Source organism: Bradyrhizobium sp. USDA 3311 (assembly GCF_054062495.1).
In genome coordinates, this window is record NZ_JBSSFI010000001.1 from 5,147,419 (window position 1) to 5,172,814 (window position 25,396).

General features: G+C 65.0%; 31 protein-coding genes. 26 read left to right on the forward strand and 5 right to left on the reverse strand.

Translation table 11 applies throughout. The annotated features are described in order from the left end of the window. The first annotated feature begins 45 nt into the window (after positions 1-45). The 16 genes from rplN to rplQ all read left to right on the forward strand — a co-directional run bounded on the left by rplN (position 46) and on the right by rplQ (position 9,857). A complete protein-coding gene (gene rplN / locus ACVWW6_RS24445) occupies positions 46-414 on the forward strand; it encodes a 50S ribosomal protein L14 (RefSeq protein ID WP_007603030.1) in 369 nt (122 codons plus the stop codon). Next, the gene (gene rplX, locus ACVWW6_RS24450) at positions 414-728 is read left to right on the forward strand and encodes a 50S ribosomal protein L24 (protein ID WP_011088142.1); all 315 of its coding nucleotides are present in this window, start codon (positions 414-416) and stop codon (positions 726-728) included. The genes rplN and rplX overlap by 1 nt, the downstream gene beginning before the upstream one ends. Further along, a complete protein-coding gene (gene rplE, locus ACVWW6_RS24455) occupies positions 721-1,278 on the forward strand; it encodes a 50S ribosomal protein L5 (RefSeq protein ID WP_011088141.1) in 558 nt (185 codons plus the stop codon). Before rplX ends, rplE begins: the two co-directional genes overlap by 8 nt. A gap of 46 nt (positions 1,279-1,324) precedes the next feature. Beyond that, a complete protein-coding gene (gene rpsN, locus ACVWW6_RS24460; RefSeq protein ID WP_011088140.1) occupies positions 1,325-1,630 on the forward strand; it encodes a 30S ribosomal protein S14 in 306 nt (101 codons plus the stop codon). Positions 1,631-1,644: 14 nt separating this feature from the next. Then, the gene (rpsH, locus tag ACVWW6_RS24465; protein ID WP_011088139.1) at positions 1,645-2,043 is read left to right on the forward strand and encodes a 30S ribosomal protein S8; all 399 of its coding nucleotides are present in this window, start codon (positions 1,645-1,647) and stop codon (positions 2,041-2,043) included. Between the two features lie 16 nt (positions 2,044-2,059). Then, a complete protein-coding gene (rplF, locus tag ACVWW6_RS24470; protein WP_011088138.1) occupies positions 2,060-2,593 on the forward strand; it encodes a 50S ribosomal protein L6 in 534 nt (177 codons plus the stop codon). A gap of 11 nt (positions 2,594-2,604) precedes the next feature. Next, positions 2,605-2,967, forward strand: coding sequence for a 50S ribosomal protein L18 (gene rplR / locus ACVWW6_RS24475; protein WP_007603036.1), 363 nt, complete (start codon positions 2,605-2,607; stop codon positions 2,965-2,967). 44 nt (positions 2,968-3,011) lie between these two features. Then, a complete protein-coding gene (gene rpsE, locus ACVWW6_RS24480; RefSeq protein ID WP_008136332.1) occupies positions 3,012-3,605 on the forward strand; it encodes a 30S ribosomal protein S5 in 594 nt (197 codons plus the stop codon). A gap of 24 nt (positions 3,606-3,629) precedes the next feature. Further along, positions 3,630-3,824, forward strand: coding sequence for a 50S ribosomal protein L30 (gene rpmD, locus ACVWW6_RS24485; RefSeq protein ID WP_011088137.1), 195 nt, complete (start codon positions 3,630-3,632; stop codon positions 3,822-3,824). Positions 3,825-3,899: 75 nt separating this feature from the next. Continuing rightward, complete coding sequence (gene rplO, locus ACVWW6_RS24490) at positions 3,900-4,385, forward strand: 50S ribosomal protein L15 (protein WP_011088136.1); 486 nt, start codon at positions 3,900-3,902, stop codon at positions 4,383-4,385. A gap of 148 nt (positions 4,386-4,533) precedes the next feature. Next, positions 4,534-5,865, forward strand: a complete 1,332-nt coding sequence (gene secY, locus ACVWW6_RS24495; RefSeq protein ID WP_011088135.1) for a preprotein translocase subunit SecY — start codon at positions 4,534-4,536, stop codon at positions 5,863-5,865. A gap of 279 nt (positions 5,866-6,144) precedes the next feature. Beyond that, positions 6,145-7,038: an adenylate kinase gene (locus tag ACVWW6_RS24500; RefSeq protein WP_110116370.1), complete on the forward strand. Its 894-nt coding sequence runs from the start codon at positions 6,145-6,147 to the stop codon at positions 7,036-7,038. A 185-nt stretch (positions 7,039-7,223) separates the two neighbouring features. Beyond that, positions 7,224-7,592 carry a 30S ribosomal protein S13 gene (gene rpsM, locus ACVWW6_RS24505; protein ID WP_011088133.1) on the forward strand — a complete coding sequence of 123 codons (369 nt, stop codon included), beginning with the start codon at positions 7,224-7,226 and terminating at the stop codon, positions 7,590-7,592. 123 nt (positions 7,593-7,715) lie between these two features. Continuing rightward, positions 7,716-8,105 (forward strand): 30S ribosomal protein S11, encoded by a 390-nt coding sequence (gene rpsK / locus ACVWW6_RS24510; protein ID WP_007603045.1) that lies wholly within the window; start codon positions 7,716-7,718, stop codon positions 8,103-8,105. A 112-nt stretch (positions 8,106-8,217) separates the two neighbouring features. Beyond that, entirely contained in the window at positions 8,218-9,249 is a 1,032-nt protein-coding gene (locus ACVWW6_RS24515) for a DNA-directed RNA polymerase subunit alpha (RefSeq protein ID WP_011088132.1), read from the forward strand. Positions 9,250-9,440: 191 nt separating this feature from the next. Next, a complete protein-coding gene (gene rplQ, locus ACVWW6_RS24520) occupies positions 9,441-9,857 on the forward strand; it encodes a 50S ribosomal protein L17 (RefSeq protein ID WP_011088131.1) in 417 nt (138 codons plus the stop codon). A gap of 80 nt (positions 9,858-9,937) precedes the next feature. On the opposite strand, the gene ACVWW6_RS24525 is transcribed toward rplQ, so the two are convergent. Beyond that, the gene (locus ACVWW6_RS24525; RefSeq protein WP_456681498.1) at positions 9,938-10,915 is read right to left on the reverse strand and encodes a Bug family tripartite tricarboxylate transporter substrate binding protein; all 978 of its coding nucleotides are present in this window, start codon (positions 10,913-10,915) and stop codon (positions 9,938-9,940) included. Positions 10,916-11,102: 187 nt separating this feature from the next. Here ACVWW6_RS24525 and ACVWW6_RS24530 point away from each other — a divergent pair, with 187 nt between their 5' ends. Beyond that, entirely contained in the window at positions 11,103-11,891 is a 789-nt protein-coding gene (locus ACVWW6_RS24530) for an SDR family NAD(P)-dependent oxidoreductase (protein WP_182871958.1), read from the forward strand. Between the two features lie 10 nt (positions 11,892-11,901). After that, entirely contained in the window at positions 11,902-12,210 is a 309-nt protein-coding gene (locus tag ACVWW6_RS24535; RefSeq protein WP_456681499.1) for a DUF1330 domain-containing protein, read from the forward strand. 106 nt (positions 12,211-12,316) lie between these two features. Here the strand turns inward: ACVWW6_RS24535 and ACVWW6_RS24540 are convergent, their stop codons facing one another. Then, positions 12,317-13,330, reverse strand: a complete 1,014-nt coding sequence (locus ACVWW6_RS24540; protein ID WP_271611989.1) for a zinc-binding alcohol dehydrogenase family protein — start codon at positions 13,328-13,330, stop codon at positions 12,317-12,319. Between the two features lie 133 nt (positions 13,331-13,463). Here ACVWW6_RS24540 and ACVWW6_RS24545 point away from each other — a divergent pair, with 133 nt between their 5' ends. Further along, positions 13,464-13,850 (forward strand): winged helix-turn-helix transcriptional regulator, encoded by a 387-nt coding sequence (locus tag ACVWW6_RS24545; RefSeq protein ID WP_011088126.1) that lies wholly within the window; start codon positions 13,464-13,466, stop codon positions 13,848-13,850. A 41-nt stretch (positions 13,851-13,891) separates the two neighbouring features. Here the strand turns inward: ACVWW6_RS24545 and ACVWW6_RS24550 are convergent, their stop codons facing one another. Then, positions 13,892-15,523, reverse strand: a complete 1,632-nt coding sequence (locus tag ACVWW6_RS24550) for an OprO/OprP family phosphate-selective porin (protein WP_456681500.1) — start codon at positions 15,521-15,523, stop codon at positions 13,892-13,894. A gap of 313 nt (positions 15,524-15,836) precedes the next feature. Between ACVWW6_RS24550 and ACVWW6_RS24555 the strand changes: the two genes are divergently transcribed. Genes ACVWW6_RS24555 through ACVWW6_RS24565 form a run of 3 tightly spaced genes read left to right on the forward strand, consistent with a single transcriptional unit; the run spans position 15,837 to position 19,847 of the window. Beyond that, positions 15,837-17,243: a DegQ family serine endoprotease gene (locus ACVWW6_RS24555; protein WP_038967063.1), complete on the forward strand. Its 1,407-nt coding sequence runs from the start codon at positions 15,837-15,839 to the stop codon at positions 17,241-17,243. Next, positions 17,240-18,577 (forward strand): replication-associated recombination protein A, encoded by a 1,338-nt coding sequence (locus ACVWW6_RS24560; RefSeq protein ID WP_456681501.1) that lies wholly within the window; start codon positions 17,240-17,242, stop codon positions 18,575-18,577. The genes ACVWW6_RS24555 and ACVWW6_RS24560 overlap by 4 nt, the downstream gene beginning before the upstream one ends. A 52-nt stretch (positions 18,578-18,629) precedes the next feature. Continuing rightward, positions 18,630-19,847: an RluA family pseudouridine synthase gene (locus ACVWW6_RS24565; protein WP_161534568.1), complete on the forward strand. Its 1,218-nt coding sequence runs from the start codon at positions 18,630-18,632 to the stop codon at positions 19,845-19,847. A gap of 186 nt (positions 19,848-20,033) precedes the next feature. On the opposite strand, the gene ACVWW6_RS24570 is transcribed toward ACVWW6_RS24565, so the two are convergent. Continuing rightward, complete coding sequence (locus ACVWW6_RS24570; RefSeq protein WP_028171400.1) at positions 20,034-20,480, reverse strand: hypothetical protein; 447 nt, start codon at positions 20,478-20,480, stop codon at positions 20,034-20,036. A gap of 76 nt (positions 20,481-20,556) precedes the next feature. Between ACVWW6_RS24570 and ACVWW6_RS24575 the strand changes: the two genes are divergently transcribed. From ACVWW6_RS24575 to blaOXA, 4 genes are all read left to right on the forward strand, one after another. After that, on the forward strand, positions 20,557-21,351 hold the full coding sequence (locus ACVWW6_RS24575) for an ATP12 family chaperone protein (RefSeq protein WP_456681502.1): 795 nt from the start codon (positions 20,557-20,559) through the stop codon (positions 21,349-21,351). 56 nt (positions 21,352-21,407) lie between these two features. Next, positions 21,408-23,045 (forward strand): flagellar hook-length control protein FliK, encoded by a 1,638-nt coding sequence (fliK, locus tag ACVWW6_RS24580; RefSeq protein WP_456681503.1) that lies wholly within the window; start codon positions 21,408-21,410, stop codon positions 23,043-23,045. Next, positions 23,042-23,305 carry an EscU/YscU/HrcU family type III secretion system export apparatus switch protein gene (locus tag ACVWW6_RS24585; protein ID WP_011088117.1) on the forward strand — a complete coding sequence of 88 codons (264 nt, stop codon included), beginning with the start codon at positions 23,042-23,044 and terminating at the stop codon, positions 23,303-23,305. Before fliK ends, ACVWW6_RS24585 begins: the two co-directional genes overlap by 4 nt. A 73-nt stretch (positions 23,306-23,378) precedes the next feature. Continuing rightward, positions 23,379-24,197: a class D beta-lactamase gene (blaOXA, locus tag ACVWW6_RS24590; RefSeq protein WP_456681504.1), complete on the forward strand. Its 819-nt coding sequence runs from the start codon at positions 23,379-23,381 to the stop codon at positions 24,195-24,197. A 157-nt stretch (positions 24,198-24,354) separates the two neighbouring features. Here blaOXA and ACVWW6_RS24595 read toward each other — a convergent pair whose 3' ends face one another. Next, on the reverse strand, positions 24,355-25,347 hold the full coding sequence (locus tag ACVWW6_RS24595) for a dienelactone hydrolase family protein (RefSeq protein WP_456681505.1): 993 nt from the start codon (positions 25,345-25,347) through the stop codon (positions 24,355-24,357). Positions 25,348-25,396: the final 49 nt, after the last annotated feature.

A 25,396-nucleotide genomic window follows, 5' to 3' on the forward strand; every position in this document is an offset into this window, starting at 1 on the left:
GCGCCGGCTGGGCTGGCGCAAGAGAGAAGAGGACGAGGTGCATCAATGATTCAGATGCAGACCAACCTCGACGTGGCCGACAATTCTGGCGCACGCCGTGTCATGTGTATCAAGGTGCTCGGGGGCTCCAAGCGCCGCTACGCCACGATCGGCGACATCATCGTCGTCTCGATCAAGGAAGCGATTCCGCGTGGCAAGGTGAAGAAGGGCGACGTGATGAAGGCCGTCGTGGTGCGCGTCCGCAAGGACATCCGCCGCGCCGACGGTTCGGTCATCCGCTTCGACCGCAACGCCGCCGTGCTGATCAACAACCAGTCCGAGCCGGTCGGCACCCGTATCTTCGGGCCCGTGCCGCGCGAGCTGCGCGCCAAGAATCACATGAAGATCATTTCCCTCGCGCCGGAGGTGCTGTGATGGCTGCGAAGATCCGCAAGGGCGACAAGGTCGTCGTGCTGACCGGTCGCGACAAGGGTCGCACCGGCGAAGTGTTCGAGGTTCGCCCCGACGCCGGTACGGCGCTCGTGCGCGGCATCAACATGGTCAAGCGTCACCAGAAGCAGACGCAGGCCCAGGAGGGCGGCATCATCTCGAAAGAGGCGCCGATCCAACTGTCCAACATCGCGTATGTCGGCAAGGACGGAAAGCCGACCCGCGTCGGATTCAAGATTCTGGCGGACGGCAAGAAGGTCCGCATCGCCAAGAGCTCGGGAGCTGAGATCGATGGCTGAGGCTGCTTACACGCCGCGCCTGCGCGCGGAATACGATGCGAAGATCCGCACGGCGATGACCGAGAAGTTCGGTTACGAGAACGTCATGCAGGTTCCGCGCCTGGACAAGGTCGTGCTGAACATGGGCGTTGGCGATTCCGTCAACGATCGCAAGAAGGCCGAGACCGCCGCTGCCGAGCTGACCCAGATCGCCGGCCAGAAGGCGATCGTGACCTATTCGCGCATCGCGATCGCGACCTTCAAGCTGCGTGAGAACCAGCCGATCGGCTGCAAGGTCACGCTGCGCAAGGCTCGCATGTACGAGTTCATCGACCGCCTGGTCACGGTCGCGCTGCCGCGCGTCCGCGACTTCCGCGGCCTGAACCCGAAGAGCTTCGACGGCCGCGGCAACTACTCGCTCGGCATCAAGGAGCACATCATTTTCCCCGAGATCGACTTCGACAAGGTCACGGAAGCCCGCGGTATGGACATCACCGTCTGCACCACGGCCAAGACCGACGAAGAGGCGAGGGCCTTGTTGACCGCTTTCAATTTCCCGTTCCGGCAGTGAGACGCTGACCTAAAGCCTCTCAAACGCGGATACCCAGGAGCCAAGCATGGCAAAGAAGAGTTCAATCGAGAAGAACAACCGGCGCAAGCGGATGGTGAAGAACGCCGCCCCGAAGCGCGAGCGGTTGAAGGCGATCATCGCCGACAAGACGTTGCCGATGGAGGAGCGGTTCGCCGCGACCCTGAAGCTCGCCGAGATGCCGCGCAATTCGTCGGCGACCCGCGTGCGTCTTCGTTGCGAGCTGTCGGGCCGTCCGCGCTCGAACTACCGCAAGAACAAGCTGTCCCGTATCGCGCTGCGCGAACTTGGCTCCAAGGGCATGGTCCCGGGCCTCGTGAAGTCGAGCTGGTAAGGAGGGTCGTTTAGATGTCTACGCACGATCCAATCAGCGATCTGATCACCCGCATCCGCAACGCGCAGATGCGCTCCAAGACCAAGGTCTCCACGCCGGGCTCGCGGATGCGCGAGAACGTGCTCGAGGTGCTCAAGAGCGAGGGCTACATCCGCGGCTATGCCACGGTCGAGCACTCCTCGGGCCGCAGCGAGATCGAGATCGAGCTGAAGTATTTCGACGGCGAGCCCGTCATCCGCGAGATCGAACGTGTTTCCAAGCCCGGGCGTCGTGTTTACGCCTCGGTGAAGAACCTGCCGCGGGTCAACAACGGGCTCGGCATTTCGGTGTTGTCGACGCCGAAGGGGATCATGGCCGACCACAGCGCGCGCGACGCGAATGTGGGCGGTGAAGTCCTCTTCACGGTGTTCTGAGAAGGATTTTTGATCCATGTCACGTGTTGGCAAAAGGCCTGTGGCGGTTCCGTCGGGTGTTACCGCGACCGTCGACGGGCAGACCGTCAAGATGAAGGGGCCCAAGGGCCAGCTTCAGTTCGTCGTCCATGACGACGTCGAGGTGAAGCTCGAGAGCGGCCAGATCAAGGTCAAGCCGCGGCTCGAGACCAACCGCGCCCGGGCGCTGTATGGTACCGCTCGCGCCCAGGTCGCGAATCTGGTCGAAGGCGTCACCAAGGGCTTCGAGAAGAAGCTCGAGATCACCGGCGTCGGCTACCGCGCCGCGATGCAGGGCAAGAACCTGCAGCTCGCGCTCGGCTACAGCCACGACGTGATCTACACGATCCCCGAAGGGATCACGATCACGGTGCCGAAGCCGACCGAAATCACGGTGACGGGCAGCGACATTCAACGCGTCGGCCAGGTCGCGGCCGAAATCCGCTCATACCGCCCGCCGGAGCCCTACAAGGGCAAGGGCGTGAAGTATGTTGGCGAATTCATCTTCCGCAAGGAAGGCAAGAAGAAGTAACGGAGCCGGTCATGTCGAAAGCCAAGGTTACGAATGCCCGGCGCAAGCGGAGTGTGCGGCTGAAGCTGCGCCGCTCCGGTGGTGGCCGTCCGCGTCTGTCGGTGTTCCGCTCGTCCAAGCACATCTACGCCCAGGTCATCGACGATCTGAAGGGCGAGACGCTGGCCTCTGCCTCCTCGCTCGAGAAGTCGATGCGCGACGGCGGCAAGACCGGCGCCGACATCGATGCGGCGAAGGCGGTCGGCAAGCTGCTGGCCGAGCGCGCCGCCGAGAAGGGCGTCAAGGAAGTCGTGTTCGATCGCGGCAGCTACCTCTATCACGGGCGCGTCAAGGCTCTTGCCGATGCGGCGCGTGAGAGCGGGCTGAGCTTCTAACAGAATTTGAGGATTGAGGCGTAAGCCTCTGAAGGATTGGAAAAATGGCAGAACGCGAACAACGTGGTGGACGCGATCAACGCGGCGGCGGACGCGAACGCAAGGAGCGCGAGGAGCGCGACAGCGAGTTCGTCGACAAGCTCGTCCACATCAACCGCGTGGCCAAGGTCGTCAAGGGCGGCAAGCGCTTCGGTTTCGCAGCGCTGGTCGTGATCGGCGACCAGAAGGGCCGCGCCGGCTTCGGTCATGGCAAGGCGCGCGAAGTGCCTGAGGCGATCCGCAAGGCAACCGAGTCCGCCAAGCGCAACCTGACCCGCGTGTCGCTGCGCGAGGGCCGCACGCTGCATCACGACATCGCCGGCCGTCATGGCGCGGGCCGTGTCTACCTGCGTGCCGCTCCGGCCGGTACCGGCATCATCGCCGGCGGCCCGATGCGCGCCGTGTTCGAGACGCTCGGCGTCCAGGACGTGGTGGCGAAGTCGATCGGCTCTTCGAACCCGTACAACATGGTGCGCGCGACCTTCGACGCGCTGAAGCACCAGGATTCGCCGCGTTCGGTCGCAGCCCGCCGCAATATCAAGGTGTCCACCCTCCAGTCGCGCCGTATCGGCGGCGATGCCGAGGCGGCTGCCGACTAACGGAAGCTTTTCGGAGTAGATCAAATGGCCAAGGCCGCAAAGACGATCAAGCTCGAGCAGACCGGCAGCGCGATCCGCCGCCATCACTCGCAGCGTTCGACGCTGATCGGGCTCAAGCTCAACAAGATCGGCCGCACCAGCGAACTGCCGGACACTCCGGCCGTGCGCGGCATGATCGAGAAGGTTCACCATCTCGTCCGCATCGTCGACGAGAAGTAAGCAAAGGCGCATGATCCCGAAAAACGGGTGCCGGTTTTCGGTGAAGATCATGCGCAAGACACAAGGAGAAGGGCGATGAAGCTCAGCGATATCGCCGACAACGCCGGCTCGCGCAAAAAGCGTATGCGCGTCGGCCGCGGCATCGGTTCGGGCAAGGGCAAGCAGTCGGGCCGCGGCGGCAAGGGCCAGACCGCGCGTTCGGGCGTGCGCATCAAGGGTTTCGAAGGCGGCCAGATGCCGATGCATCGCCGTCTGCCCAAGCGCGGCTTCAACAACATCTTCCGCGTCGAGTTCGCCGAGATCAATCTCGACCGGCTCCAGGAAGCGGTCGATGCCAAGAAGATCGACGCCGGCAGCGTCGTGAACGTCGAGGCCCTGGTGAAGGGCGGCGTGCTGCGCCGCGCCAAGGGCGGCCTGCGGCTGCTCGGCCGTGGCGAGCTCAAGTCCAAGCTCAACATCGAGGTGCACGGCGCCACCAAGACCGCGATTGCCGCGGTCGAGAAGGCGGGCGGCTCGGTGAAGATCCTCGCCCCTGCCAAGGAAGAAGGCGAGGCGGCGTAACAACTGCGTCATTGGCCCGCGGCTCGCGGGCCTTTACGCATGCGGGACGTGGACTTATCGATGCCGAGCCCCAGATAATGTCCGGCGTCCGCTAAAGTAGCCCGGCCGCGGGCATGACGGCGCAACAGGCGGCGGGAGAAAGTCCAAGATGGCCTCAGCAGCGGAACAACTGGCAGCCAACCTCAATTTCGGTGCGTTTGCCAAGGCTGACGAACTGAAGAAGCGCATCTGGTTCACCCTGGGCGCGCTGCTCGTTTATCGGCTGGGGACCTACATCCCGTTGCCGGGCATCGATCCCAACATTTGGGAGCAGGTGTTCCGCTCCCAGGCGGGCGGCATCCTCGGCATGTTCAACATGTTCGCCGGCGGCGGCATCCACCGCATGGCGATCTTCGCGCTGAACATCATGCCGTACATCTCGGCCTCGATCATCATCCAGCTCCTGACCACCGTCTCGCCGCAGCTCGAGGCGCTGAAGAAGGAAGGCGAGGCCGGCCGCAAGACGCTGAACCAGTACACCCGCTATCTGACCGTCATCCTGGCGGCGTTCCAGTCCTACGGCATCGCGGTGGGCCTTGAGGGGGCCGGCAACGTCGTCAGCGACCCCGGCATGTTCTTCCGCCTGTCCACGGCGATCACACTGACCGGCGGCACCATGTTCCTGATGTGGCTGGGCGAGCAGATCACCTCGCGCGGCATCGGCAACGGCATCTCGCTGATCATTCTCTCCGGCATCGTCGCCGAGCTGCCCGCGGCGCTCGCCAACATGCTCGAGCTCGGCCGTCAGGGTGCGATGTCGACCGGCCTGATCCTGGTCGTCATCATCATGGCGGTCGCCGTGATCGCCTTCATCGTGTTCATGGAGCGCGCGCAGCGCCGCCTGCTGATCCAGTATCCGAAGCGCCAGGTCGGCAACAAGATGTTCGAGGGTCAGTCCTCGCATCTGCCGCTCAAGCTCAACACCTCGGGCGTGATTCCGCCGATCTTCGCGTCTTCGCTCTTGTTGCTGCCGACCACGGTTGCGAACTTCAATGCGGGCAGCGGGCCGGAATGGTTCCAGTGGATCACCACCCAGCTCGGCCACGGCCGTCCGCTGTTCCTGATCATGTATCTCGCGCTAATCGTGTTCTTCGCGTTCTTCTACACCGCGATCGTGTTCAACCCGACCGAGACCGCGGACAATCTGAAGAAGCACGGCGGCTTCATTCCGGGCATTCGCCCCGGCGAGCGCACCGCGGAATACATCGACTACGTGCTGTCGCGCATCACCGTGCTCGGCGCGATCTATCTGGCGATCGTCTGCTTGATCCCCGAGATCCTGATCTCCTACGCCTCGGTGCCGTTCTACTTCGGCGGTACCTCGCTGCTGATCGTGGTCAGCGTGACCATGGACACGGTGGCGCAGGTGCAGGGCTATCTGCTGGCCCATCAGTACGAGGGCCTGATCCGGAAGTCGAAGTTGCGGGGCCGCCGCCGCTAAGCGCGGCGTCCTCTGAAGGCGGCGCGACTGCGCCGCCGATTCGCCCGCGCGAGAGCAACGCGCGGCGCCCGCAGAGACGACCAGCCAGCCGTTCGATCGCATCGGCGGAGCTGCTCTCAGCGCGATGCAATCCCTGATTTCAAAGGCCTTCTTGGCGACCGGGTATTCGCTCCCCTATGATATGGGTAGCGGTGCGGCGCCGATTATGGTTTGCACTGTTCTTGATCTTCAAACACAGGTGCGCGACGTATCGCTCACCAATCCGGGGGGCGTACGCCGATGAGAATTATACTTCTGGGACCGCCGGGGTCGGGCAAAGGGACCCAGGCGCAGCTGCTGGTGGAGCGCTATGGTATCGTCCAGCTCTCGACCGGCGAGATGCTGCGTGCGGCCGTGGCGGCGGGAACGCCGGTCGGTCTGAAGGCCAAGGAGATCATGGCCAGCGGCGGCCTCGTACCCGACGACGTCGTGGTCGGAATCATCTCCGACCGGATCGACCAGCCGGACGCCAAGAACGGTTTCATCCTCGACGGTTTCCCGCGCACCGTGCCGCAGGCCGAGGCGCTCGATGAGCTGCTGAGGCAGAAGCACCTCAAGCTCGATGCAGTGATCGAGCTCCGCGTCAACGAAAGCGCGCTGCTGAGTCGCGTCGAGACCCGAGTCGCCCAGATGCGGGAGCGCGGTGAGGAGGTTCGCCTCGACGACACCCCCGAGGTCCTGACCAAGCGGCTTGCCAGCTACCGCAGCCAGACGGAGCCGCTGATTCACTACTATTCCGAGCGGCGGAAGCTCTCGACCATCGATGGCATGATGGCCATCGACGAGGTCACCCGTGCGGTTCACCGCCAGCTCCTGGCGCTCGGGGCAGTCGAGCCCAAGACGCATGGCAAGGGAACTGCCAAGGGAACTTCCAAGAGCGCGGCCAAGGCAGCGCCGGCCAAGAAGGGGGCGGCCAAGGCCAAAACAGCCAAGAAGTCGGCGAAAACGGCCAAAAAACCCGCCAAATCCGCTAAAAAGGCGGCCAAGAAGGCCGCGAAGGGCGCCAAGAAGGCGGTCAAGAAGACCGCGAAGAAGACGGTAAAGAAGGCTGCCAAAAAGACCGCCGGGAAGGCTGTCAAAAAGGGTGCCAAAAAGGCCGCAAAAAAGGTCACGAAAAAGCGAGCCAAGCGCTAGCGGCGGTTGACGAAAGCCCCCGGAATCCCTTAATAAGCCCCGCATCCAAGTCGGATAGTTTCAGACGATGCCGGGCCCCAGGAAGACCGGGGGTGGGCGTCGTGTTCGCGTTTGTGAACACCTGCCCGAGAACACAAGCACTTAAAGCCTGGTCCTGACGAGGACCGGCAACAGGAGAGAAGGCCGTGGCCCGTATTGCCGGCGTGAACATTCCCACCAACAAGCGCGTGCTGATCGCGCTCCAGTACATCCATGGCATCGGTCAGAAGATCGCCGGTGAGATTCTGGAGAAGGTGAAGATCCCGGTGGATCGTCGCGTCAGTCAGCTCAGCGACGCCGAAGTGCTTCAGATCCGCGAAGTCATCGACCGCGACTATCTCGTCGAGGGTGACCTGCGTCGTGAGGTCGGCATCAACATCAAGCGTCTGATGGACCTCGGCTGCTATCGCGGCCTGCGTCATCGTCGCGGTCTGCCGGTGCGCGGTCAGCGTACCCACACCAATGCGCGGACGCGCAAGGGCCCGGCCAAGGCCATCGCCGGCAAGAAGAAGTAAGTTTTCGCATCCAATCGCGGCGTGTGGCGAACCGGGGATAACCCGTTCGCCACGCGCCTTTCGTTCCACAGGTGTAGCCGCTGGCACTACGGCGGCGTTTGAGATCTCCAGGAAAGGTACTCAATGGGCAAGGAAGCCACCCGCGTTCGCCGTCGTGAACGCAAGAACATCGCCTCCGGCGTTGCGCACGTGAACTCGTCGTTCAACAACACGACCATCACCATCACCGACGCGCAGGGCAACACGATTGCCTGGTCTTCCGCCGGCACGATGGGCTTCAAGGGCTCGCGCAAGTCGACCCCGTACGCGGCGCAGGTTGCCGCCGAGGACGTGTCGAAGAAGGCGCAGGAGCACGGCATGCGCACGCTGGAAGTCGAAGTCGCCGGTCCCGGTTCGGGCCGCGAATCGGCGCTGCGCGCGCTCCAGGCCGCCGGCTTCACCGTCACCTCGATCCGCGACGTGACCACGATCCCGCACAACGGTTGCCGTCCCCGCAAGCGTCGGCGCGTTTGATACGAGGTTGCGGGTGCATCGGCGCCCGCAATGACTTTTGCAAGAAGCCGCAGGTGCGACCTGCGGCCTTTCTCCAACGCCAGTGTCTGCAACGGCAGTTCGACTGGCCTGTATGGGTGAAACAGTGACGATCCAGAAAAATTGGCAAGAACTGATTCGGCCGAACAAGCTCCAGGTCACGCCCGGCAGCGATCCGGCCCGTTTCGCGACCATCGTCGCCGAGCCGCTCGAGCGCGGCTTCGGCCAGACCCTCGGCAACGCGCTGCGCCGAATCCTGCTCTCCTCGCTCCAGGGCGCGGCGGTGCAGTCGGTGCACATCGACGGCGTGCTGCACGAGTTCTCCTCGATCGCTGGCGTCCGTGAGGACGTCACCGACATCGTGCTCAACATCAAGGACATCTCGATCAAGATGCAGGGCGAAGGCCCCAAGCGCATGGTCGTGAAGAAGCAGGGCCCGGGCGTCGTCACCGCCGGCGACATCCAGACCGTCGGCGACGTCGTCGTGCTCAATCCGGACCTCCAGATCTGCACGCTCGACGAGGGCGCGGAGATCCGCATGGAGTTCACCGTCGCGACCGGCAAGGGCTATGTGCCCGCCGAGCGCAACCGTCCCGAGGATGCGCCGATCGGCCTGATCCCGGTCGACAGCCTGTACTCGCCGGTCCGCAAGGTCTCCTACAAGGTCGAGAACACCCGCGAGGGCCAGATCCTCGACTACGACAAGCTGACCATGACGATCGAGACCAACGGCGCGATCTCGCCGGATGACTCGGTGGCTTACGCCGCCCGCATCCTCCAGGATCAGCTCAACGTGTTCGTCAACTTCGAAGAGCCGCGCAAGGAAGTCGCCCAGGAGATCATCCCGGACCTCGCCTTCAACCCGGCCTTCCTCAAGAAGGTGGACGAGCTCGAGCTGTCGGTGCGTTCGGCCAACTGCTTGAAGAACGACAACATCGTCTACATCGGCGATCTCGTGCAGAAGAGCGAGGCGGAAATGCTCCGCACCCCGAACTTCGGCCGCAAGTCGCTGAACGAGATCAAGGAAGTGCTGGCTCAGATGGGTCTGCATCTCGGCATGGAAGTGCCGGGCTGGCCGCCGGAGAACATCGACGAGCTCGCCAAGCGCTTCGAGGATCACTACTGAGATTCGTCGTTCCGGGGTGATGCGACGGGACCGCGCAACCGCGGCCCTGGAGCATCGAACCCGGAACCTCGAGATTCCGGGTTCGGCTCTGCGAGCCATCCCGGAATGACTGACTGGGCGAACGCAGGCAGCCCACCTGAGCAACATGTCCGACGAACCGTCGCGGCAGTTTTAACGTAAGGAATAGTTACATGCGTCACGGCAAGGTTCATCGGAAGCTCAACCGCACGGCCGAGCACCGCAGGGCGATGTTCGCCAACATGGCGGCCGCGCTGATCAAGCACGAGCAGATCGTCACCACGCTGCCGAAGGCCAAGGAGCTCCGTCCGATCGTCGAGAAGCTCGTCACCCTCGGCAAGAAGGGCGGGCTGGCCATGCGCCGCCAGGCGATCTCCGAGATGCGCGACAAGGATCAGGTCAAGAAGCTCTTCGACGTGCTCGCGACCCGCTACAAGGACCGCCAGGGCGGCTACACCCGCATCATCAAGGCCGGCTTCCGCTACGGCGACAACGCCGCGATGGCCGTGATCGAGTTCGTCGATCGCGACGTCGATGCCAAGGGCCAGGACTCCGGTCCGGTGCAGGAGAAGGAAGCCGAGGCGGCGTAAGCCGTTTCAGCAGGTACGGAATTGAAAGCGGCGCCCTCGGGCGCCGCTTTTGTTTTTGGGGCTCGCGAAGATCAGCGCGACTATTCTTCCTTGATCCCCGCCCTTTGCGCGATCTCCTTCATCTCGGCGGTCTCCTTGCCGATGGCTCCTGCCCAATCGCTGTAGCGCATGAAGCCCGGTTCGAAGCCGACCGTGGTGAAGCGCTCGATGACGGAAGGGCTGTTGACGATCTCCTCCAGCGCCGCCGTCAGCTTGTCGTGAACGGCCGGCGGCAGCCCCTTGGGCGCGACGACCGCGCCCCAGGACGCGAAGTCGATGCCGGTGTAGCCGAGCTCGGCAAGCGTCGGCACGTCGGGCAGGTAGGGCGTGCGCTTGCCGGAGAACACCGCGAGCACCTTGACGGTACCCGCCTCGATCTGCGGCTTCACGGCGATCACGGTGTCGACGTGGTACTGGATGTGCTTGCCGATGAGGTCGTTCATCGCCGGTGCGCTGCCCTTGTAGGGCAGGTGGACCATCTTGACCCCGGCACTCGACTTGAACAGCTCGCCGGCGAAATGCGAGACGGTCGCGACGCCGAAGGATGCGAGCGACAGCTTGTCGGGATTGGCCTTCGCCTTGGCGACGAGCGAAGCGACGTCCTTGACGGGATTGTCCTTGTAAGTGACGAGCGCCAGCGTGATCTTGCCGACTTGGCCGAGCGGCTCGAAATCCTTGGCCGCGTCGTAAGGCACGCTTTCCTTCACGGCTGCCGGCAGCGTGAAGCTCGAGTTCGAGCTGAAGAACAGGGTGTAGCCGTCAGGCGCCGAACGTGCGACTTCCTTGGCCGCGATCGTGGTGCCGCCCCCGGGACGGTTCATGATGATCACGGGCTTGCCGAGCCGCGTCTCCAGCTCGCCGCCGATGATGCGCGCGACCACGTCGGAGGCGCCGCCCGGCGGGAAGGGGACGATCAATTGCAAAGATTTCTCCGGATAGACCGTTTGAGCCGGCGCGAGCGAATTGCCGCCCATCAAGCCGACCAGTCCGAGAAAAATCGTGAGAGCCGTCCGCTTCATCGCATAGTTCTTCCGTGTTCACATGAGACGCCGTGCCGCTTAGCAATAATCGTTCCAGCCGCGGCTCAGGCGGGGTGTCTACGTTGTCGCAGGAAAAGTGCTCTGCGTCTCACTGATTGGTGAGCGCCGATTGCGGCCCGATCCGCCGCGTCCGATATTCCCATCATCGATCTGATGGAGATACTACATGAATATCGACCTTTCCGGAAAAACTGCACTGGTGACCGGCTCGACCGCTGGCATCGGCCACGCCATTGCCAGAGGTCTCGCCGCCTCCGGTGCGAGCGTCGTGATCAACGGGCGCGGCCAGGACAAGGTCGACGCCGCCGTGCGCAAGCTGGAAGCGGCGGGTGGCAAGGTGCGCGGCATCGCCGCCGACGTCTCGACGGCGGCGGGCTGCAAGGCGCTTGTGTCCGAGCTGCCCGAGGTCGACATCCTCATCAACAATGCCGGGATCTTCGAGCCGAAGGACTTTTTCGATATCCCGGACGAGGACTGGAGCCGCTTCTTCGAGGTCAACGTCATGAGCGGCGTGCGGCTGTCGCGCGCATACCTGAAGGGCATGCTCAAGCGCAACTGGGGTCGCATCGTCTTCATCTCCTCGGAATCCGGCCTCAACATTCCCGTCGAGATGATTCACTACGGCATGAGCAAGACCGCCCAGCTCTCGGTCGCGCGCGGTCTGGCGCAGCTCACCCGCGGCACCGGCGTCACCGTCAATTCCGTGCTGCCGGGCCCGACCATGTCGGAGGGTGTCGAGACCTTCGTGAAGGATCTCGCGAAGCAAAACGGTCAGTCGGTGGATGAGGCCGCCGCCAATTTCGTCAAGCAGCATCGCCCGAGTTCGCTGATCCAGCGCTTCGCCAGCGTCGACGAGATCGCCAATATGGTGGTCTATGTTGCGTCGAAGGAAGCGTCCGCGACCAATGGCGCGGCGCTGCGGGCCGAGGGTGGTATCGTCAACACGATTGCCTGAGGCTGCGCACGTGCCGGCTTATGTGATCTCCGAGGTCGAGGTGCGCGATCAGACGATGATGGAAGCCTATCGCGCGCTTGCGGCGCAGACTATCGCGCAATATGGCGGCCGCTACCTCGCGCGCGGCGGTGCCGCCGACGTGGTGGAGGGCGGCCCGCCGCCCAAGACCATCATCATCGTGGAGTTTCCTACGATGGCCCGCGCGCGCGAATGGTACGCCTCAGTGGAATATGCCGAGGCGTTGAAGCTGCGGCAGACGGCGCTGGAGCGGCGGTTGATGTTCGTCGAGGGCATCGCTCCAGGAGCACAACTGCCGTAGGGTGGGCAAAGCGAAGCGTGCCCACTACCTTTCTGCGCCCGTTGCGTGATGGTGGGCACGGCGCAAGCGCGCTTTTGCCCACCCTAGGCAGCGGCGCTGTGCTCGCCTACCACCCCTCCAGCACGATCTTGCCGCGCGACTTGCCGCTCTCGAGCAGCGCATGCGCGCGCTTGAGGTTGGCCGCGTTGATCGAGCCGAAGGTCTGGTCGAGCGTGGTGCGCAACACGCCCTTGTCGATGAGGTCGGCGACGTCATTGAGCAGATGATGCTGCGCGATCATGTCAGGCGTCTGGAACGAGGAGCGCGTGAACATCGATTCCCAGTGCACCGAGATCGCCTTGCCCTTGAACGTGCTCATGGTGAACTCGGGCGGATCGTCGATCAGGCCGAACCGGCCTTGCGGCGCCATGAACTCGGCGATCGCCTTGTAGTGCTGATCGGTGAAGGTGAGGCTCGCCACCAGCGCCACCGGCGGCAGCTTGAGCTTCTCGATCTGCTCCTTCATCGGCTTGCCGTGGTCGATCACCGCATGTGCGCCGAGATCGAGACACCACTTTTGCGATTCCGGCCGCGTCGCCGTCGCGAGCACCGTGAGGCCCGTGAGGCGGCGGGCGAGCTGGATCAGGATCGAGCCGACGCCGCCGGCGCCGCCCGTGATCAGCAGCGTGCGCGGATCGACGCTCTTGCCCGGCACCGCGCCGAGGCGGTCGAACAGCAATTCCCACGCGGTGATGGAAGTGAGGGGGAGGGCGGCGGCCTGCGCGAACGACAGGCTCTTCGGCTTGTTGCCGACGATGCGTTCGTCGACCAGGTGGAATTCCGCATTGGTGCCCTGGCGCAGGATCGAGCCCGCGTAAAACACCTCGTCGCCCGGCTTGAACAGCGTGACCTCGGGCCCGACGGCGTCGACCACGCCGGCTGCGTCATAACCCAAGATCTTCGTCTCGCCCTCGGGCGGAGCGGCGCGCTTGCGCACCTTGTAGTCGACCGGATTGGCCGAGATCGCCTTCACGGCGACGCGTATGTCGCGCCCCTTGGGCTCGGGCTTTGCGGTCTCGAAATCGAACAGCGCGTCCTGATCCTCGATCGGAAGCGATTTCTTGTAGCCAACGGCCTTCATGGCTTGTCTCCATCAGATAGCGCGCAGCTTGTGACGTGCGCCCGGCCTGCTAACTGTCCCGCTGGCTCCGGTTTGGCAAGTACTGTAAATTCGGGGATATAGTCCCTGTTTGGATACTATTGGGAAAACACGCATGAAGCGGCGAGATTTTACCCGGCGTCCCGGCTGCTCGGTCGAGGCGACGCTGGACCTGATCGACGGCAAGTGGAAGGGCGTGATCCTCTACCACCTCCAGGACGGCACCCAGCGCTTCGGCGAACTGCGCCGCCGGATGCCCGGCATCACCCAGCGCATGCTGACAAAACAGCTTCGCGCGCTGGAGGAAGACAAGCTCGTCATCCGCAAGGTTTATGCGGAAGTACCGCCGCGGGTGGAGTATTGCCTCTCCGAACTCGGCGAGAGCCTCAGGCCCGTGATCGACATCCTGAAGGCGTGGGGCGAGAGCCATCAGCAACGGCTGTCCTGCGCGCCGGCGCCCGAGGCGGCGGAACCGGTCAAGAAGCCGAAGCGAGCAGCGTGAATGTCCGGGAGCGGACTGCGCCGCTCCCGGACAAGATTGCGTCAGAACGCAAACTGCGTGCGCATCGCGACCGCGTCGAACTTCGAGCCGACGTCGGCGGTCGAGACCGGCGAGGCTTGCTTCGACACCGTGCCATGCAGGTAGTCCAGCATGAAGCGGACATTGCCGTTGACGTACCAGTTGAGCGCGAGCGTGTAGACCGTCTGGCGTCCGCCGGCGATGCCGGCGGCAGTCGCGAGCTGATTATTCAGATCCATAGTGGAATAGCGGCCGGCGATCTCCCAGGCGCCCCAGCCACCGCCATCGAGCGAGAACGGATGATCGGGCTTCACGCCGCCATAGGAGGCGTTCGCTGGATTGTACTTGCGCGATTCCCCGGTCAAGACGTAGGCCGCTTCCGCGTAGCCGCCCTGGAATTTCAGGCTTGGCGCTCCGATTAACGGCACGCTGGTGTTCGCGTTGCGATCGATGTTGAACCAGTAGTATTCGCCCTGGAGGAACAGCGATCCATAGGTCGCGGCGGCTTCGACACCATAAACCTGCGCGCCCGCGACATTGGCAATCGCACCGGTCGAGATCAGTGTCGTAGGGTCAATTCGCAGCTCAGGCCGGTCGCTGAGCGTGAGCGTCTGCGTGTTGGCGGCCAGATTGCGCGGCGGCTGAATCAGCCACTGTGCGTCGCCGCCGAGATGCAGCGAATAATCCTTGCCGCTGACGAGCTGGCCCGCAACGCGGGCCGTCGCGCCGTACTGCTCGCTGGTGCCCGGAGGTGAGACGCTCGACGCTGAGTGAATCGCACCCGTGGTCGGACCCGTCACGTACGCGCCGGCCCAGAACACGTCGTTGTACCAGCGGGCGCCGACGGCAGAACGGAAATCGCCGGCGGCGATATTTTGCGCGATCACGCCGACCGAGGCGCGCTCCATGAAGGGAATGTCGTTGGAGCTCGAGGACTCATCGAGGGTCCAGGCAAGGTCCATGATGCCGGCCTCGATCGCCATCTTGCCGCCAAAAGGCTTCAGCCCGGTGTAGCTCACATACGCGTTCTCGATGCCGGATGTGCCACCGCCGGGCAGGAAGCCGACAGGAGTAGCGCCGGCGGCCCCCGTGCCGCCGAAGCCGTCAGCCGAACCGCCGAAGTCGTAGATCAGGGCAAAATTCCAGTCTTCGAGGAACTTGCCGACGACGCCGATGCGTGCGCGACGGACGTTCTCGCCGCTGTCGAGTTTCTGCGGCACGGTGCCTGCCGTATTGGGACGATAATCGTAGCCGCCGACATCCCAGTGCACGCGGCTCGTGATCGCGACGCAGTTCGCTCCGTCGGCCGTGCAGATGGTCGGCCGGTTGTTCGGCATCGTCACGACGACGCCGGAAGCCGGCGCCGGGCCCTTGAGCGGGATCGCCGCATTGGCATTGGCGACGACCGCTTTCGCCTCCGAGCGCGCTTCGGCTTTTGCTTCGGCCTTGGCTTCAGCCTTGGCTTTCGCCGTCGCTGCGGTGTTCGCTGCGGTCTGGCTCTGGAGCTTGTCGAGCTTCTGCTCGAGCATCTTCAGCTGCTGCTTCAGGAGTGCGATCTCCTGTTCGCTGTTGCTGGCCGATTGGGCCTGGGCTTGCGATGCCGCCAGCACGCCGGCGAGACCAATCGCCGTGGCTGCAATTCTTGTCCTGCTCACGTTACGCCTCCATCGTTTGACGAACTTCCCCAAGTCGCGAACGGAGAGCCTAGGAAGGATCGATGACTGCCCCGCGACGCTGCGTCCGGTTGCGTGGTTCCCACTGATGCAAATTCGCCGCAACCGAATCCGCCTTGCATCACCATGCAAGATGACGCGTATCATGCCAATCCGTAGCGCCGGGCAAATTGCCATTTCGCACACCGGGCCGGTATGCGGCGGGCGCCGGAAGGGGGGTGAATATTGCCATCCCGCGCCCTTCTATTGGGGGGCGAACGCGCCTATATTCCGGCGTCTTTTCCAAGAGGTAGGAATGTTTCGATCGACCTGGACCGCCGTCGTCACGGCATTGTGCATAGGCTTTTCGACCCACTTCAATCCGGCAGCGGCGCAGGACCGTCGGGCCCCGTCGTCGCCGGCCGAGCTGCGGCTGTCCTATGCGCCGATCGTGCAGCGGGTGCAGCCGGCGGTCGTCAACGTCTATGCCGCCAAGGTGGTGCAGAACCGCAATCCGCTGCTGGATGATCCCATCTTCCGCCGCTTCTTCGGCGTGCCCGGCCAGCAGCCCGAGCAGATGCAGCGCTCGCTCGGCTCCGGCGTCATCGTCGATGCGTCGGGCCTCGTCGTCACCAATGTCCACGTCATCGAGGGCGCGGACCAGGTCAAGGTGTCGCTGTCGGACAAGCGCGAGTTCGAGGCCGAGATCCTGCTGAAGGATCCCCGCACCGATCTCGCCGTGTTGCGCCTGAAGGACACCAAGGAGAAATTTCCAACGCTCGACTTCACCAATTCCGACGAGCTGCTGGTCGGCGACGTCGTGCTCGCGATCGGCAACCCCTTCGGCGTCGGCCAGACCGTGACCCACGGCATCATCTCGGCGCTGGCGCGCACGCAGGTCGGCATCACCGACTACCAGTTCTTCATCCAGACCGATGCGGCGATCAATCCCGGCAATTCCGGCGGTGCACTGGTTGACATGAGCGGCAAGCTTGCCGGCATCAACACCGCGATCTATTCGCGCTCCGGCGGCTCGCAGGGCATCGGCTTTGCGATCCCCGCCAACATGGTGCGCGTGGTCGTCGCCTCCGCCAAGGGCGGCGGCAAGGCGGTGAAGCGTCCCTGGCTCGGCGCGAAGTTGCAGGCGGTGACGCCCGAGATCGCCGAAAGCCTCGGCTTGCGTTCGCCGACCGGTGCGCTGGTCGCGAGTGTGGTCTCGAACGGTCCCGCAGCGAAGGCCGGCCTGAAATCCTCCGATCTCATCACCGGGATCGACGGCCAGACCGTGGATGATCCCAATGCCTTCGACTACCGTTTCGCGACGCGTCCGCTCGGCGGTTCCGCGCAGATCGACGTGCAGCGCGGCGGCAAGCCGCTCAAGCTCGCGATCGCGCTGGAGACCGCACCCGACGCCGGCCGCAACGAGCTCGTCATCACTGCGCGTTCGCCGTTCCAGGGTGCGAAGGTCTCGACCATCACGCCGGCGGTTGCCGACGAGCTGCATCTGGACGCCGACACCGAGGGCGTCGTGATCGCCGATCTCGGCGGCGACAGCGCGGCCGCGAATGTCGGCTTCCAGAAGGGCGACATCATCCTGGCTGTCAACAATCAGAAGATCAGCAAGACCGGCGATCTCGAAAAGGCTGCGGGTGAGCGCCCGCGGATCTGGCGCATCACGCTGGTGCGCGGCGGGCAGCAGATCAACGTCACGCTGGGCGGATGAGTCCGAAGCGACCACAGGAGACGCCAACTCTCTTTGCCGCGGCGGGGCTCGATCACGAGGCTCCGCATCCGCTGCCGGACCGGCTGCGCCCGCGCGCGTTGTCGGAGGTCGTAGGCCAGGATCACATCCTCGGCCCCGACGGCGCGCTGACGCGCATGCTGGAGACGCGCACGCTCGGCTCGCTGGTGTTCTGGGGTCCGCCCGGCACCGGCAAGACCACGGTGGCGCGGCTGCTGGCGGACGCGACCGACCTGCATTTCGAGCAGATCTCCGCCGTGTTCTCCGGCGTCGCCGATTTGAAGAAGGCATTCGACGCCGCGCGTGCCCGCCGCGAGATGGGCAAGGGCACGCTGTTGTTCGTCGACGAGGTGCATCGCTTCAACCGCGCCCAGCAGGATTCGTTTCTGCCTGTCATGGAAGACGGCACGGTGGTGATGGTCGGTGCCACCACCGAGAATCCGTCCTTCGAGCTCAACGCCGCGCTTCTGTCGCGCGCGCGCGTGCTGGTGTTTCGCTCGCTCGACGCCGCCGCGATCGAGAAGCTGTTTGCGCATGCCGAGGAGGTCGAGGGCATGAAGCTGCCGCTCGATGCGGAGGCGCGCGCGGTGCTGGTGCGCATGGCCGACGGCGATGGAAGGGCCTCGCTGACGCTTGCCGAAGAGGTTTGGCGCTCTGCACGGGCTGACGAGATTTTCAATGCCGCGCAGTTGCAGGACATCCTGCAGCGCCGCGCCCCGATCTATGACAAGTCGGCCGACGGCCATTACAACCTGATCTCGGCGCTGCATAAGTCGGTGCGCGGCTCCGATCCCGACGCTGCGCTGTATTATCTCGCGCGCATGCTCGATGCCGGCGAGGACCCGCTGTTCCTGGCCCGCCGCGTCGTGCGCATGGCGGTCGAGGACATCGGGCTTGCCGATCCGCAGGCGCTCGTCATCGCCAATGCCGCCAAGGACGCCTTCGACTTCCTCGGCCATCCCGAAGGCGAGCTCGCCATCGCGCAAGCGGTGGTCTACCTCGCCACTGCGCCGAAATCGAACGCGGTCTACACCGCCTTCGGGGCCGCCATGCAGACCGCAAAGCAGGCCGGCTCGCTGCTGCCGCCAAAGCACATCCTCAATTCCCCGACCAAGCTGATGAAGTCGGAAGGCTACGGCGCAGCCTACGAATACGACCACGACGCCCCCGACGCCTTCTCCGGCCAGGATTATTTCCCGGAAGCCCTGGGCCGCCAGACCTTCTACGATCCGCCCGAGCGCGGTTTCGAGCGGGAGATCCGGAAGCGGCTGGATTACTGGGCCAAGCTGCGGAAGGAGCGGGGCGGCTCGCGCTAGAAACGGCCATTTCGCCGTGACGGGAGCCGGCTTTTAGGGTACGCAGGCAGCCATGAGCCGCCGCATCAAGAGAATGAATCCAAAGCCCCGTTCGCGTGACGAGCGCGACGATTCGCGTCCGTTCAAGGCGCGCACCGCAAAGAAAGCGGGACCGCGGCCGGGTGGCAAGCCGGGGACGAAGCCGCCGCGCTTTGCGGGCGAGCGCGCCGAGCGGCGGCCGCCCAAGGCTGCTGCACAGGAAAGGCCTGCGCCCGAAAAGCCGGTCGAGGCGCTGCTGCCGACCAAGGTGCAGACCGTCACCGTGACCGCCGACGAGAACAACATGCGGGTCGATCGCTTCCTCGAGGCGCGCTTTCCCGGCCTGTCGTTCTCCCACATCCAGCGCGTCGTCCGCAAAGGTGAGCTCCGCGTCGACGGCAAGCGCGTCGACAGCAAGGACCGGCTGGAGGAGGGGCAGAGCGTCCGCATCCCGCCGCTGAAGCTCGACGCGCCCAAGGCCGTCGGCGAGCTCTCGGAGGCTGCGCAGAAGACGCTCAAGGCGCTGCAGGAGATGACGATCTACGAGGACGACGACGTCCTCGTGCTTAACAAGCCGTTTGGGCTTGCGGTGCAGGGCGGCTCCGGCACGACGCGGCACATCGACCAGATGCTGGAGGTGATGCGCGACTCCAAGGGGCAGAAGCCGCGGCTTGTGCACCGGATCGACAAGGACACGTCGGGCTGCCTCCTGATCGCGAAGACCCGTTTCGCTGCTTCGCACCTGACCGGCGCGTTCCGCTCGCGGTCGGCGCGAAAGGTCTATTGGGCGCTGGTGCCGGGGCTGCCGAAGCCGAAGCAGGGCCGCATCTCGACCTTTCTCGCGAAAGAGGAGAGCGAGGACGACACCATCATGCGCATCGCCCAGCACGGCGATGAGGGCGCGAGCCACGCGGTGACCTATTACGCCGTGGTCGAGACCGCCGGCAACAAGCTGACCTGGGTGTCGCTGAAGCCGGTGACGGGCCGCACCCACCAGCTCCGCGCACATATGGAGCATATCGGCCATCCCATCGTCGGCGATCCCAAATATTTCAGCATCGAGAACTGGCAGCTGCCAGGCGGCCTGCAAAACCGGCTGCATCTGCTGGCGCGCCGCATCGTCATTCCGCATCCGCGCGGCGGCGTGATCGACGCCACCGCCCCGCTGCCGCCGCACATGCAACAGTCGTGGAATCTGCTCGGGCTCGATGCAAGCCGGTTTGATCCGATCGAGAACGCGCCTGAGGAATAGTGAATCCGTAGGCTAGGGAGTTTCCGCGACGTCGTCCTGGCGAAAGCCAGGACCCATTACCCAAGGGAGGGGTTTGGCGAAGACTCCTCGTTTGGTATTCCGACCTCTCGCGATCGATAGATCACGCGGTATGGGTCCTGGCCTTCGCCAGGACGACATCAGGTGTTTGGTAAGCGGCTTACCCCCTCAATTCCGGAACTGTTCCAGAAACATCCGCAAGCTGTCGTGCGAGCTCTCGACATCGGTGATCAGCCAGCCCTCGGGTCCGTTGACGAGGATGAAGTTCAGCGTCACCCGGCGGCCGTGATTGTCGAAATTCGCCGCGACATAGGTCTTGTCGTATTGCCTGCGGGCCACCGCGATCGCGACCGGGCCGAGCTTCCAGCTCGGGCTCTGCACCAGGAAATCATAGGGCTCGGCCCTCGGCGTGCTCCAGGCCTTGCGCAGCGGGAAATCGAAGAACTGCCGGGCGGTGGCGCCATCCCGCGGCAGGCCTTTTGACAGTTCCGGCGCGCCCTGGCCGTAATGGGCGTAGACATTGCGAACCAGCGATTCCGGGCTACGAAAGCCTGCCTCCGCCGCGGCCAGTCCAAGTCCCGCATATAGGGCGACAATGCCCGTAAGTTCCCTCATGCCCGCCGCTCGCTTTATCGGCCACAGGTCTTAGCTTAAAAGCCTAGCATCCAGCCGCGGAGACCGAAAACCCAAGATGCGTGAATTGTTCGATGAAGCTGCGGGCCAGCCTCCGCGCGATCCGCGGGAATCGGCCCGCCAGTCCGCGCGCACGCCGCAGCGCAAGCGCTTCTACAAGGAGGCCGGCGTCGCCGAGGCCGAAGGCGGCTTCGCCATCACACTCGACGGCAGGCCGATCCGCACGCCGTCCGGCCGCCAGGTCGTGATCCCCTCGCGCGCGCTGGCCGATGCGGTCGCCGCCGAATGGGCGGCCCAGGGCGAGACGATCGATCCCGTGACCATGCCGCTGACGCGGATCGCCAACAGCGTGGTCGAGGGCGTGGTCGACCGCGTCGAGCTCGTCAGCGACGACCTTGCGAAATATTTCGAGTCCGACCTGCTGTTCTATCGCGCCGGCCATCCCGAGGCGCTCGTGGCCCGCGAGGCCACGCATTGGGACCCCGTGCTGTTCTGGGCCGCGGAGTCGCTGGGCGCGCATTTCATCCTGTCCGAGGGCATCATGCATGTGAAGCAGCCGGACGAGGCCATTCGGGCCGCCCGCGCGGCACTGCCCGGGGATGCCTGGTCGGTCGCGGCGCTCCATGTGGTGACGACCCTGACTGGCTCGGCGTTGCTGGCGCTGGCCCTGGCCCATGGCGTGCGCGGGGCCGACCAGGTCTGGGTCGCCGCCCATGTCGACGAGGACTGGAACACCGACCAATGGGGCGTGGACGAGGAAGCCGCGGCACGCCGGGCCGCCCGCGCGCGGGATTTCGAGGCTGCCGTGGCGGTTCTAGACGCGGTGAAGGTGCCTGCGGTCAAAGGTCCTTAACGAGAGGTTTACGAGGGCGGCCTTAGGGTGGGACCAGCGTTTCCTGGGCCCCCGAGATGCCGACGCCGATAAGCTCGATCGTTCCCGTCAGTGCTGCCAGCCCCGTGGCTGATGCGGCGACGCCCGATCTCGTGCTTCAGGCCGGCAGCGTCGTCGACGCCAGAGTGGTCAGCGTGCTCGCCGACAATCTGGTGCGGATCGCGATCGCAAACCTCTCCCTCGACGTGATGTCGGAAGTCGCGCTGTCGCCTGGACAAAATCTTCAGCTCGCGGTGTCGCAGAACGACGGCACGATCCGGCTCGCCGTCGTCAACGGGGCAGGCGAGGCAACTGCCGATCAGATCACGCTGACGCCGGCCGCGGCTTCGCTGGTAGAGAGCCCGCCGCTCGCGCCGTCCGCAAGCGCCGCCCGCAACACCTTGACGCCATCGGAGCAGGTTGCTGTCACAATGGCTTCGGCGGAGGCCGCGAGCAAGCAGGGCAGCCAGGCGCCGCTGTTCGCCAATCTCGCCTCCGTCGTGGCCGGCAGCGATCTGCCGGCGGGATTGAAGCAGGCGGTGCTCGACGTGCTGGCGCAGCAGACGCCGCTCAATACTCAGCTCGATGGCGGCGACATCGAATCCGCCTTCCAGAAGTCCGGCCTGTTTCTCGAGGCTTCACTGGCCGCGGGCGCGACGCCGTCGCCAGGCGCCGTGCCGGACCTGAAGGCGGCGCTGCTGGTGCTGCGCCAGACGCTGGCCGCGACCTCAGGCGTGCGCGAGACCGGCGTGCCGCAGGCACCGGCGCAAGCCGCCGCGCCGCCGACAAGCGTCACGACCACACCGCAGACCGCAGCATCCGCACTTCAGGCGGCGGGCGCGGCCGCGCAAGCGGCATCCCCGTCGCCCGATACGGAGATCGCCCAGCCGACGCAACCGCCGCGCGGCGCTGTGCTCGCAGCCGCCGTGCTGGCCGACATGGCGGGCGCGGCGCCGCAGACGGCGGGCCCGCGAACCATGTCCGCAGGCCTTGCTGCGAGCCTCCTGCAGGAGGTCACGCAAAACCTGCCGCGCATGATCGGCAACGTGCCGGGCTCGAACAAGGCGGTGCCCGATGGCCACATCTTCGAGGCCGCCGCGCGCGGGACGCCACCGCCGTTCCGCGGCGCGCTGCCGTCGCCGCAGTCCATCGCCTCGCCGTCGCTCGCGCCGGATACGCCGCTGGCCGCGACCGTGCACCGCCTGCTCGACGACACCAATGCCGCGATCGCGCGGCAGACGTTGCTCCAGGTCGCCTCGCTCCCCGATCGCACCGATGCCTCCGGCCATCGCGTCGATCCGGCCGTGCCGCAGTGGAATTTCGAGATTCCCTTTGCGACGCCGCAGGGCACCGCCATGGCGCAGTTCGAGATCTCGCGCGACGGCGGTAACGAATCCACCGATCCAACCAAGCGCGCCTGGCGCGCGCGCTTCACGCTCAATGTCGAGCCGGCCGGCCCGGTGCATGCGCTGATCACGCTGAACGGCGACAAGACCTTCGTGCGAATGTGGGCGGAGCGGCCGGCGACCGCGCAACAGCTCCGCGCCGGAATCGGTGAGCTCAGCCAGGCGATGACCAGGGCCGAGCTCAAGCCCGGCGACATCGTGGTGCGCGACGGCACGCCGCCGCAGCCGGCACCGGCCCGCGCCGGCCACTTCCTGGACCGCGCCACATGAGTGATCCGTCCAAGCTCGCGATTGCGCTGCATTACGAGAAGGGCTCTGGCGCGCCTGTGGTCGTCGCCAAGGGCAAGGGCACGATCGGCGAAAAAATCGTCGAGATCGCCAAGGCCAACGACATCCCCATCGAGGAGAACGAGATCCTGGCCGGCGCGTTGTCCAAGGTCGAGCTCGGCGAGGAGATCCCTCCGGATCTCTACAAGGCCGTCGCCGAAGTGCTGGTGTTCGTGCTGCGGCTGTCGGGCCGGGGGCGCTGACGCGCTGTCATCGTTTCACCACGATAGCGGCTGCATGGTCGCGTGGCATTTCTCAGTTCAACGGACATCGCCCTTGCTCACCCGCCGTTCCACCCTCGGCCTTCTCACTGCCGCCGCGATCCTGCCGTCGCGCGCGTTCGCCCATGTCGCGCCGCCGCGCAATGAGATCCGCGACAGCCTGGCAAAACGCTTCACCGATCTCGGCACATCAGGCACCTTCGTCGGCTACAAGGTCGAGGACTATCTGATCGTCGCCAGCGACAAGGAGCGCTCGGGCGAGGGGAAGCTGCCGGCCTCGACCTTCAAGATCCCGAACTCGCTGATTGCGCTGGAGACCGGCGTGGTTGCCGATCCTGACAAGGACGTGTTCCCCTGGGACGGCGTGAAGCGCGGAATCGAAGCGTGGAACAAGGATCACACGCTGCGCAGTGCCATCGCGGTCAGTGCGGTGCCGGTCTATCAGGAGATCGCGCGCCGCATCGGGCAGGAGCGCATGCAGAAATACGTCGACCTGCTCGACTACGGCAATCGCGACATCGGCGGCGGCATCGACCAGTTCTGGCTCACCGGAAATTTGCGCATCGATCCGGTCGAGCAGATCGATTTCGTCGACCGGCTGCGGCGCCGCGCGCTGCCGATCTCCAAACGCAGCCAGGATCTCGTCGCTGATATCCTGCCGGTGACCAAGGTCGGCGATAGCGTCATCCGCGCCAAGTCCGGCCTCTTGGGCGCCGAGCGCGGCGATCCGTCGCTGGGCTGGATGGTCGGCTGGGCCGAGAAGGGCGAGGCGCACACCGTGTTTGCGCTCAACATGGATTGCACCGAGCCGCGCCTCGTCGGCGAGCGCATGCCGGTGACGCAAGCCTGCCTTGCCGAGATCGGCGCCGTCTGAGCGCAACCGCGCTGATCTGCATTGCGAGCGCAGCGATGCCGTAGGGTGGGCAAAGGCGCGTAGCGCCGTGCCCACCATCTCTCGATACGGTCACCTGTAGTTGGTGGGCACGCTTCGCTTTGCCCACCCTACGGTATCGCGTGCGGACCAGACCCTCTCAGCCCAGCCTGAACAGCGCCTGCAAAAATTCCTCCACAGCCTTGCGCGACTCCACGGCGGTTGCGGGATTGCCGCCGACATGCGGATTGAGCTCGACGCAGAAATCCTTGTAGGTGAAGGGCGCTTGCGTGCTGGCGTTCATCAGCACGCCGCCGTCGCCTTCCCTGATCTGGCAATTGCGCACGGTCTGCGCGTTGGCGGAGACAGCCACGGTGGCGACCCCGAGCAGGCCGCTGTCGAAGCCGTGCGCACTATCGGGGTATTCGGTCAGCACCACGTCGCGCCCGGCGGTCCTGAGCCGCTCGACGAAGGCCTTGCAGCTCTTCACGGGGTTGTAGTCATCAGGCGTGCCGTGGAAGATGCGGATCGGGCGTGCCGCGACCTCGGTATCGCCGGCGTAGCTCGTCGAGCAATCCGGATAGAACGGGATGTAGGCGGCGAACTGGATGCCGGACTTGTTCCAGAGCTTGTTGAAGCGGTCGAGGCTCGCATAGAGCGTTGCCTGTCCGCCGCGCGAAAAGCCCATCAGCACGATGCGGTCGGGGTCGACGCGGGGATGCTTCGCCAGAATCTCGAGCGAGCGGTAGATGTCGACGATCAGGTTGAGCCGGCCGAGCAGGGCCTGGTTCGGTCCGACCACCGTCAGTCCGCGGCCGGTAAAGCCGTCGATCACGAAGGTCGAGATGCCCATGGCGTTGAAGGCGTGGACCCAGGCTTCCGTGGTGGCGCCGACGCCGCTGGAGCCGTGCATCAGCACCACGACCGGGAGCTTGCCGGTGCCCTGCGCAACGCGGAATTCGCCGGCAACCGTCACCGCCTTGCCGGCGGCCGCATCGCCGCTCAAAAATTGCTGGTCGGAGAGGGTGAGCGAGGGGATCGGGTAGATCTCGGCGCGGGTGGCGACTTCCCTGGGAAGGGATTGCGCGTTGGCGAACGCGGCTGAGACGCAAAGCGCGATGAGCGCGGCAGCGGCGCGGAATGCCCTCGGCATCGGATTCTCCCTGATTTTTTTTGTAGTAGAACAACAGGCCCGCGCGCTG

Bases quoted from the DNA above. Each gene is read 5' to 3' on its own strand.
- rplQ (WP_011088131.1), top strand. From the start codon at position 9,441: ATGCGTCACGGCAAGGTTCATCGGAAGCTCAACCGCACGGCCGAGCAC.
- rplF (WP_011088138.1), top strand. From the start codon at position 2,060: ATGTCACGTGTTGGCAAAAGGCCTGTGGCGGTTCCGTCGGGTGTTACC.
- rplN (WP_007603030.1), top strand. From the start codon at position 46: ATGATTCAGATGCAGACCAACCTCGACGTGGCCGACAATTCTGGCGCA.
- ACVWW6_RS24560 (WP_456681501.1), top strand. From the start codon at position 17,240: ATGAGTCCGAAGCGACCACAGGAGACGCCAACTCTCTTTGCCGCGGCG.
- rplR (WP_007603036.1), top strand. From the start codon at position 2,605: ATGTCGAAAGCCAAGGTTACGAATGCCCGGCGCAAGCGGAGTGTGCGG.
- rplO (WP_011088136.1), top strand. From the start codon at position 3,900: ATGAAGCTCAGCGATATCGCCGACAACGCCGGCTCGCGCAAAAAGCGT.
- rpsE (WP_008136332.1), top strand. From the start codon at position 3,012: ATGGCAGAACGCGAACAACGTGGTGGACGCGATCAACGCGGCGGCGGA.
- rpmD (WP_011088137.1), top strand. From the start codon at position 3,630: ATGGCCAAGGCCGCAAAGACGATCAAGCTCGAGCAGACCGGCAGCGCG.
- ACVWW6_RS24565 (WP_161534568.1), top strand. From the start codon at position 18,630: ATGAGCCGCCGCATCAAGAGAATGAATCCAAAGCCCCGTTCGCGTGAC.
- ACVWW6_RS24570 (WP_028171400.1), bottom strand. From the start codon at position 20,480: ATGAGGGAACTTACGGGCATTGTCGCCCTATATGCGGGACTTGGACTG.
- secY (WP_011088135.1), top strand. From the start codon at position 4,534: ATGGCCTCAGCAGCGGAACAACTGGCAGCCAACCTCAATTTCGGTGCG.
- ACVWW6_RS24595 (WP_456681505.1), bottom strand. From the start codon at position 25,347: ATGCCGAGGGCATTCCGCGCCGCTGCCGCGCTCATCGCGCTTTGCGTC.
- ACVWW6_RS24555 (WP_038967063.1), top strand. From the start codon at position 15,837: ATGTTTCGATCGACCTGGACCGCCGTCGTCACGGCATTGTGCATAGGC.
- ACVWW6_RS24575 (WP_456681502.1), top strand. From the start codon at position 20,557: ATGCGTGAATTGTTCGATGAAGCTGCGGGCCAGCCTCCGCGCGATCCG.
- ACVWW6_RS24525 (WP_456681498.1), bottom strand. From the start codon at position 10,915: ATGAAGCGGACGGCTCTCACGATTTTTCTCGGACTGGTCGGCTTGATG.
- rpsK (WP_007603045.1), top strand. From the start codon at position 7,716: ATGGGCAAGGAAGCCACCCGCGTTCGCCGTCGTGAACGCAAGAACATC.
- ACVWW6_RS24545 (WP_011088126.1), top strand. From the start codon at position 13,464: ATGAAGCGGCGAGATTTTACCCGGCGTCCCGGCTGCTCGGTCGAGGCG.
- ACVWW6_RS24585 (WP_011088117.1), top strand. From the start codon at position 23,042: ATGAGTGATCCGTCCAAGCTCGCGATTGCGCTGCATTACGAGAAGGGC.
- ACVWW6_RS24515 (WP_011088132.1), top strand. From the start codon at position 8,218: ATGGGTGAAACAGTGACGATCCAGAAAAATTGGCAAGAACTGATTCGG.
- rpsH (WP_011088139.1), top strand. From the start codon at position 1,645: ATGTCTACGCACGATCCAATCAGCGATCTGATCACCCGCATCCGCAAC.
- fliK (WP_456681503.1), top strand. From the start codon at position 21,408: ATGCCGACGCCGATAAGCTCGATCGTTCCCGTCAGTGCTGCCAGCCCC.
- ACVWW6_RS24540 (WP_271611989.1), bottom strand. From the start codon at position 13,330: ATGAAGGCCGTTGGCTACAAGAAATCGCTTCCGATCGAGGATCAGGAC.
- ACVWW6_RS24530 (WP_182871958.1), top strand. From the start codon at position 11,103: ATGAATATCGACCTTTCCGGAAAAACTGCACTGGTGACCGGCTCGACC.
- ACVWW6_RS24500 (WP_110116370.1), top strand. From the start codon at position 6,145: ATGAGAATTATACTTCTGGGACCGCCGGGGTCGGGCAAAGGGACCCAG.
- rplE (WP_011088141.1), top strand. From the start codon at position 721: ATGGCTGAGGCTGCTTACACGCCGCGCCTGCGCGCGGAATACGATGCG.
- rpsN (WP_011088140.1), top strand. From the start codon at position 1,325: ATGGCAAAGAAGAGTTCAATCGAGAAGAACAACCGGCGCAAGCGGATG.
- rplX (WP_011088142.1), top strand. From the start codon at position 414: ATGGCTGCGAAGATCCGCAAGGGCGACAAGGTCGTCGTGCTGACCGGT.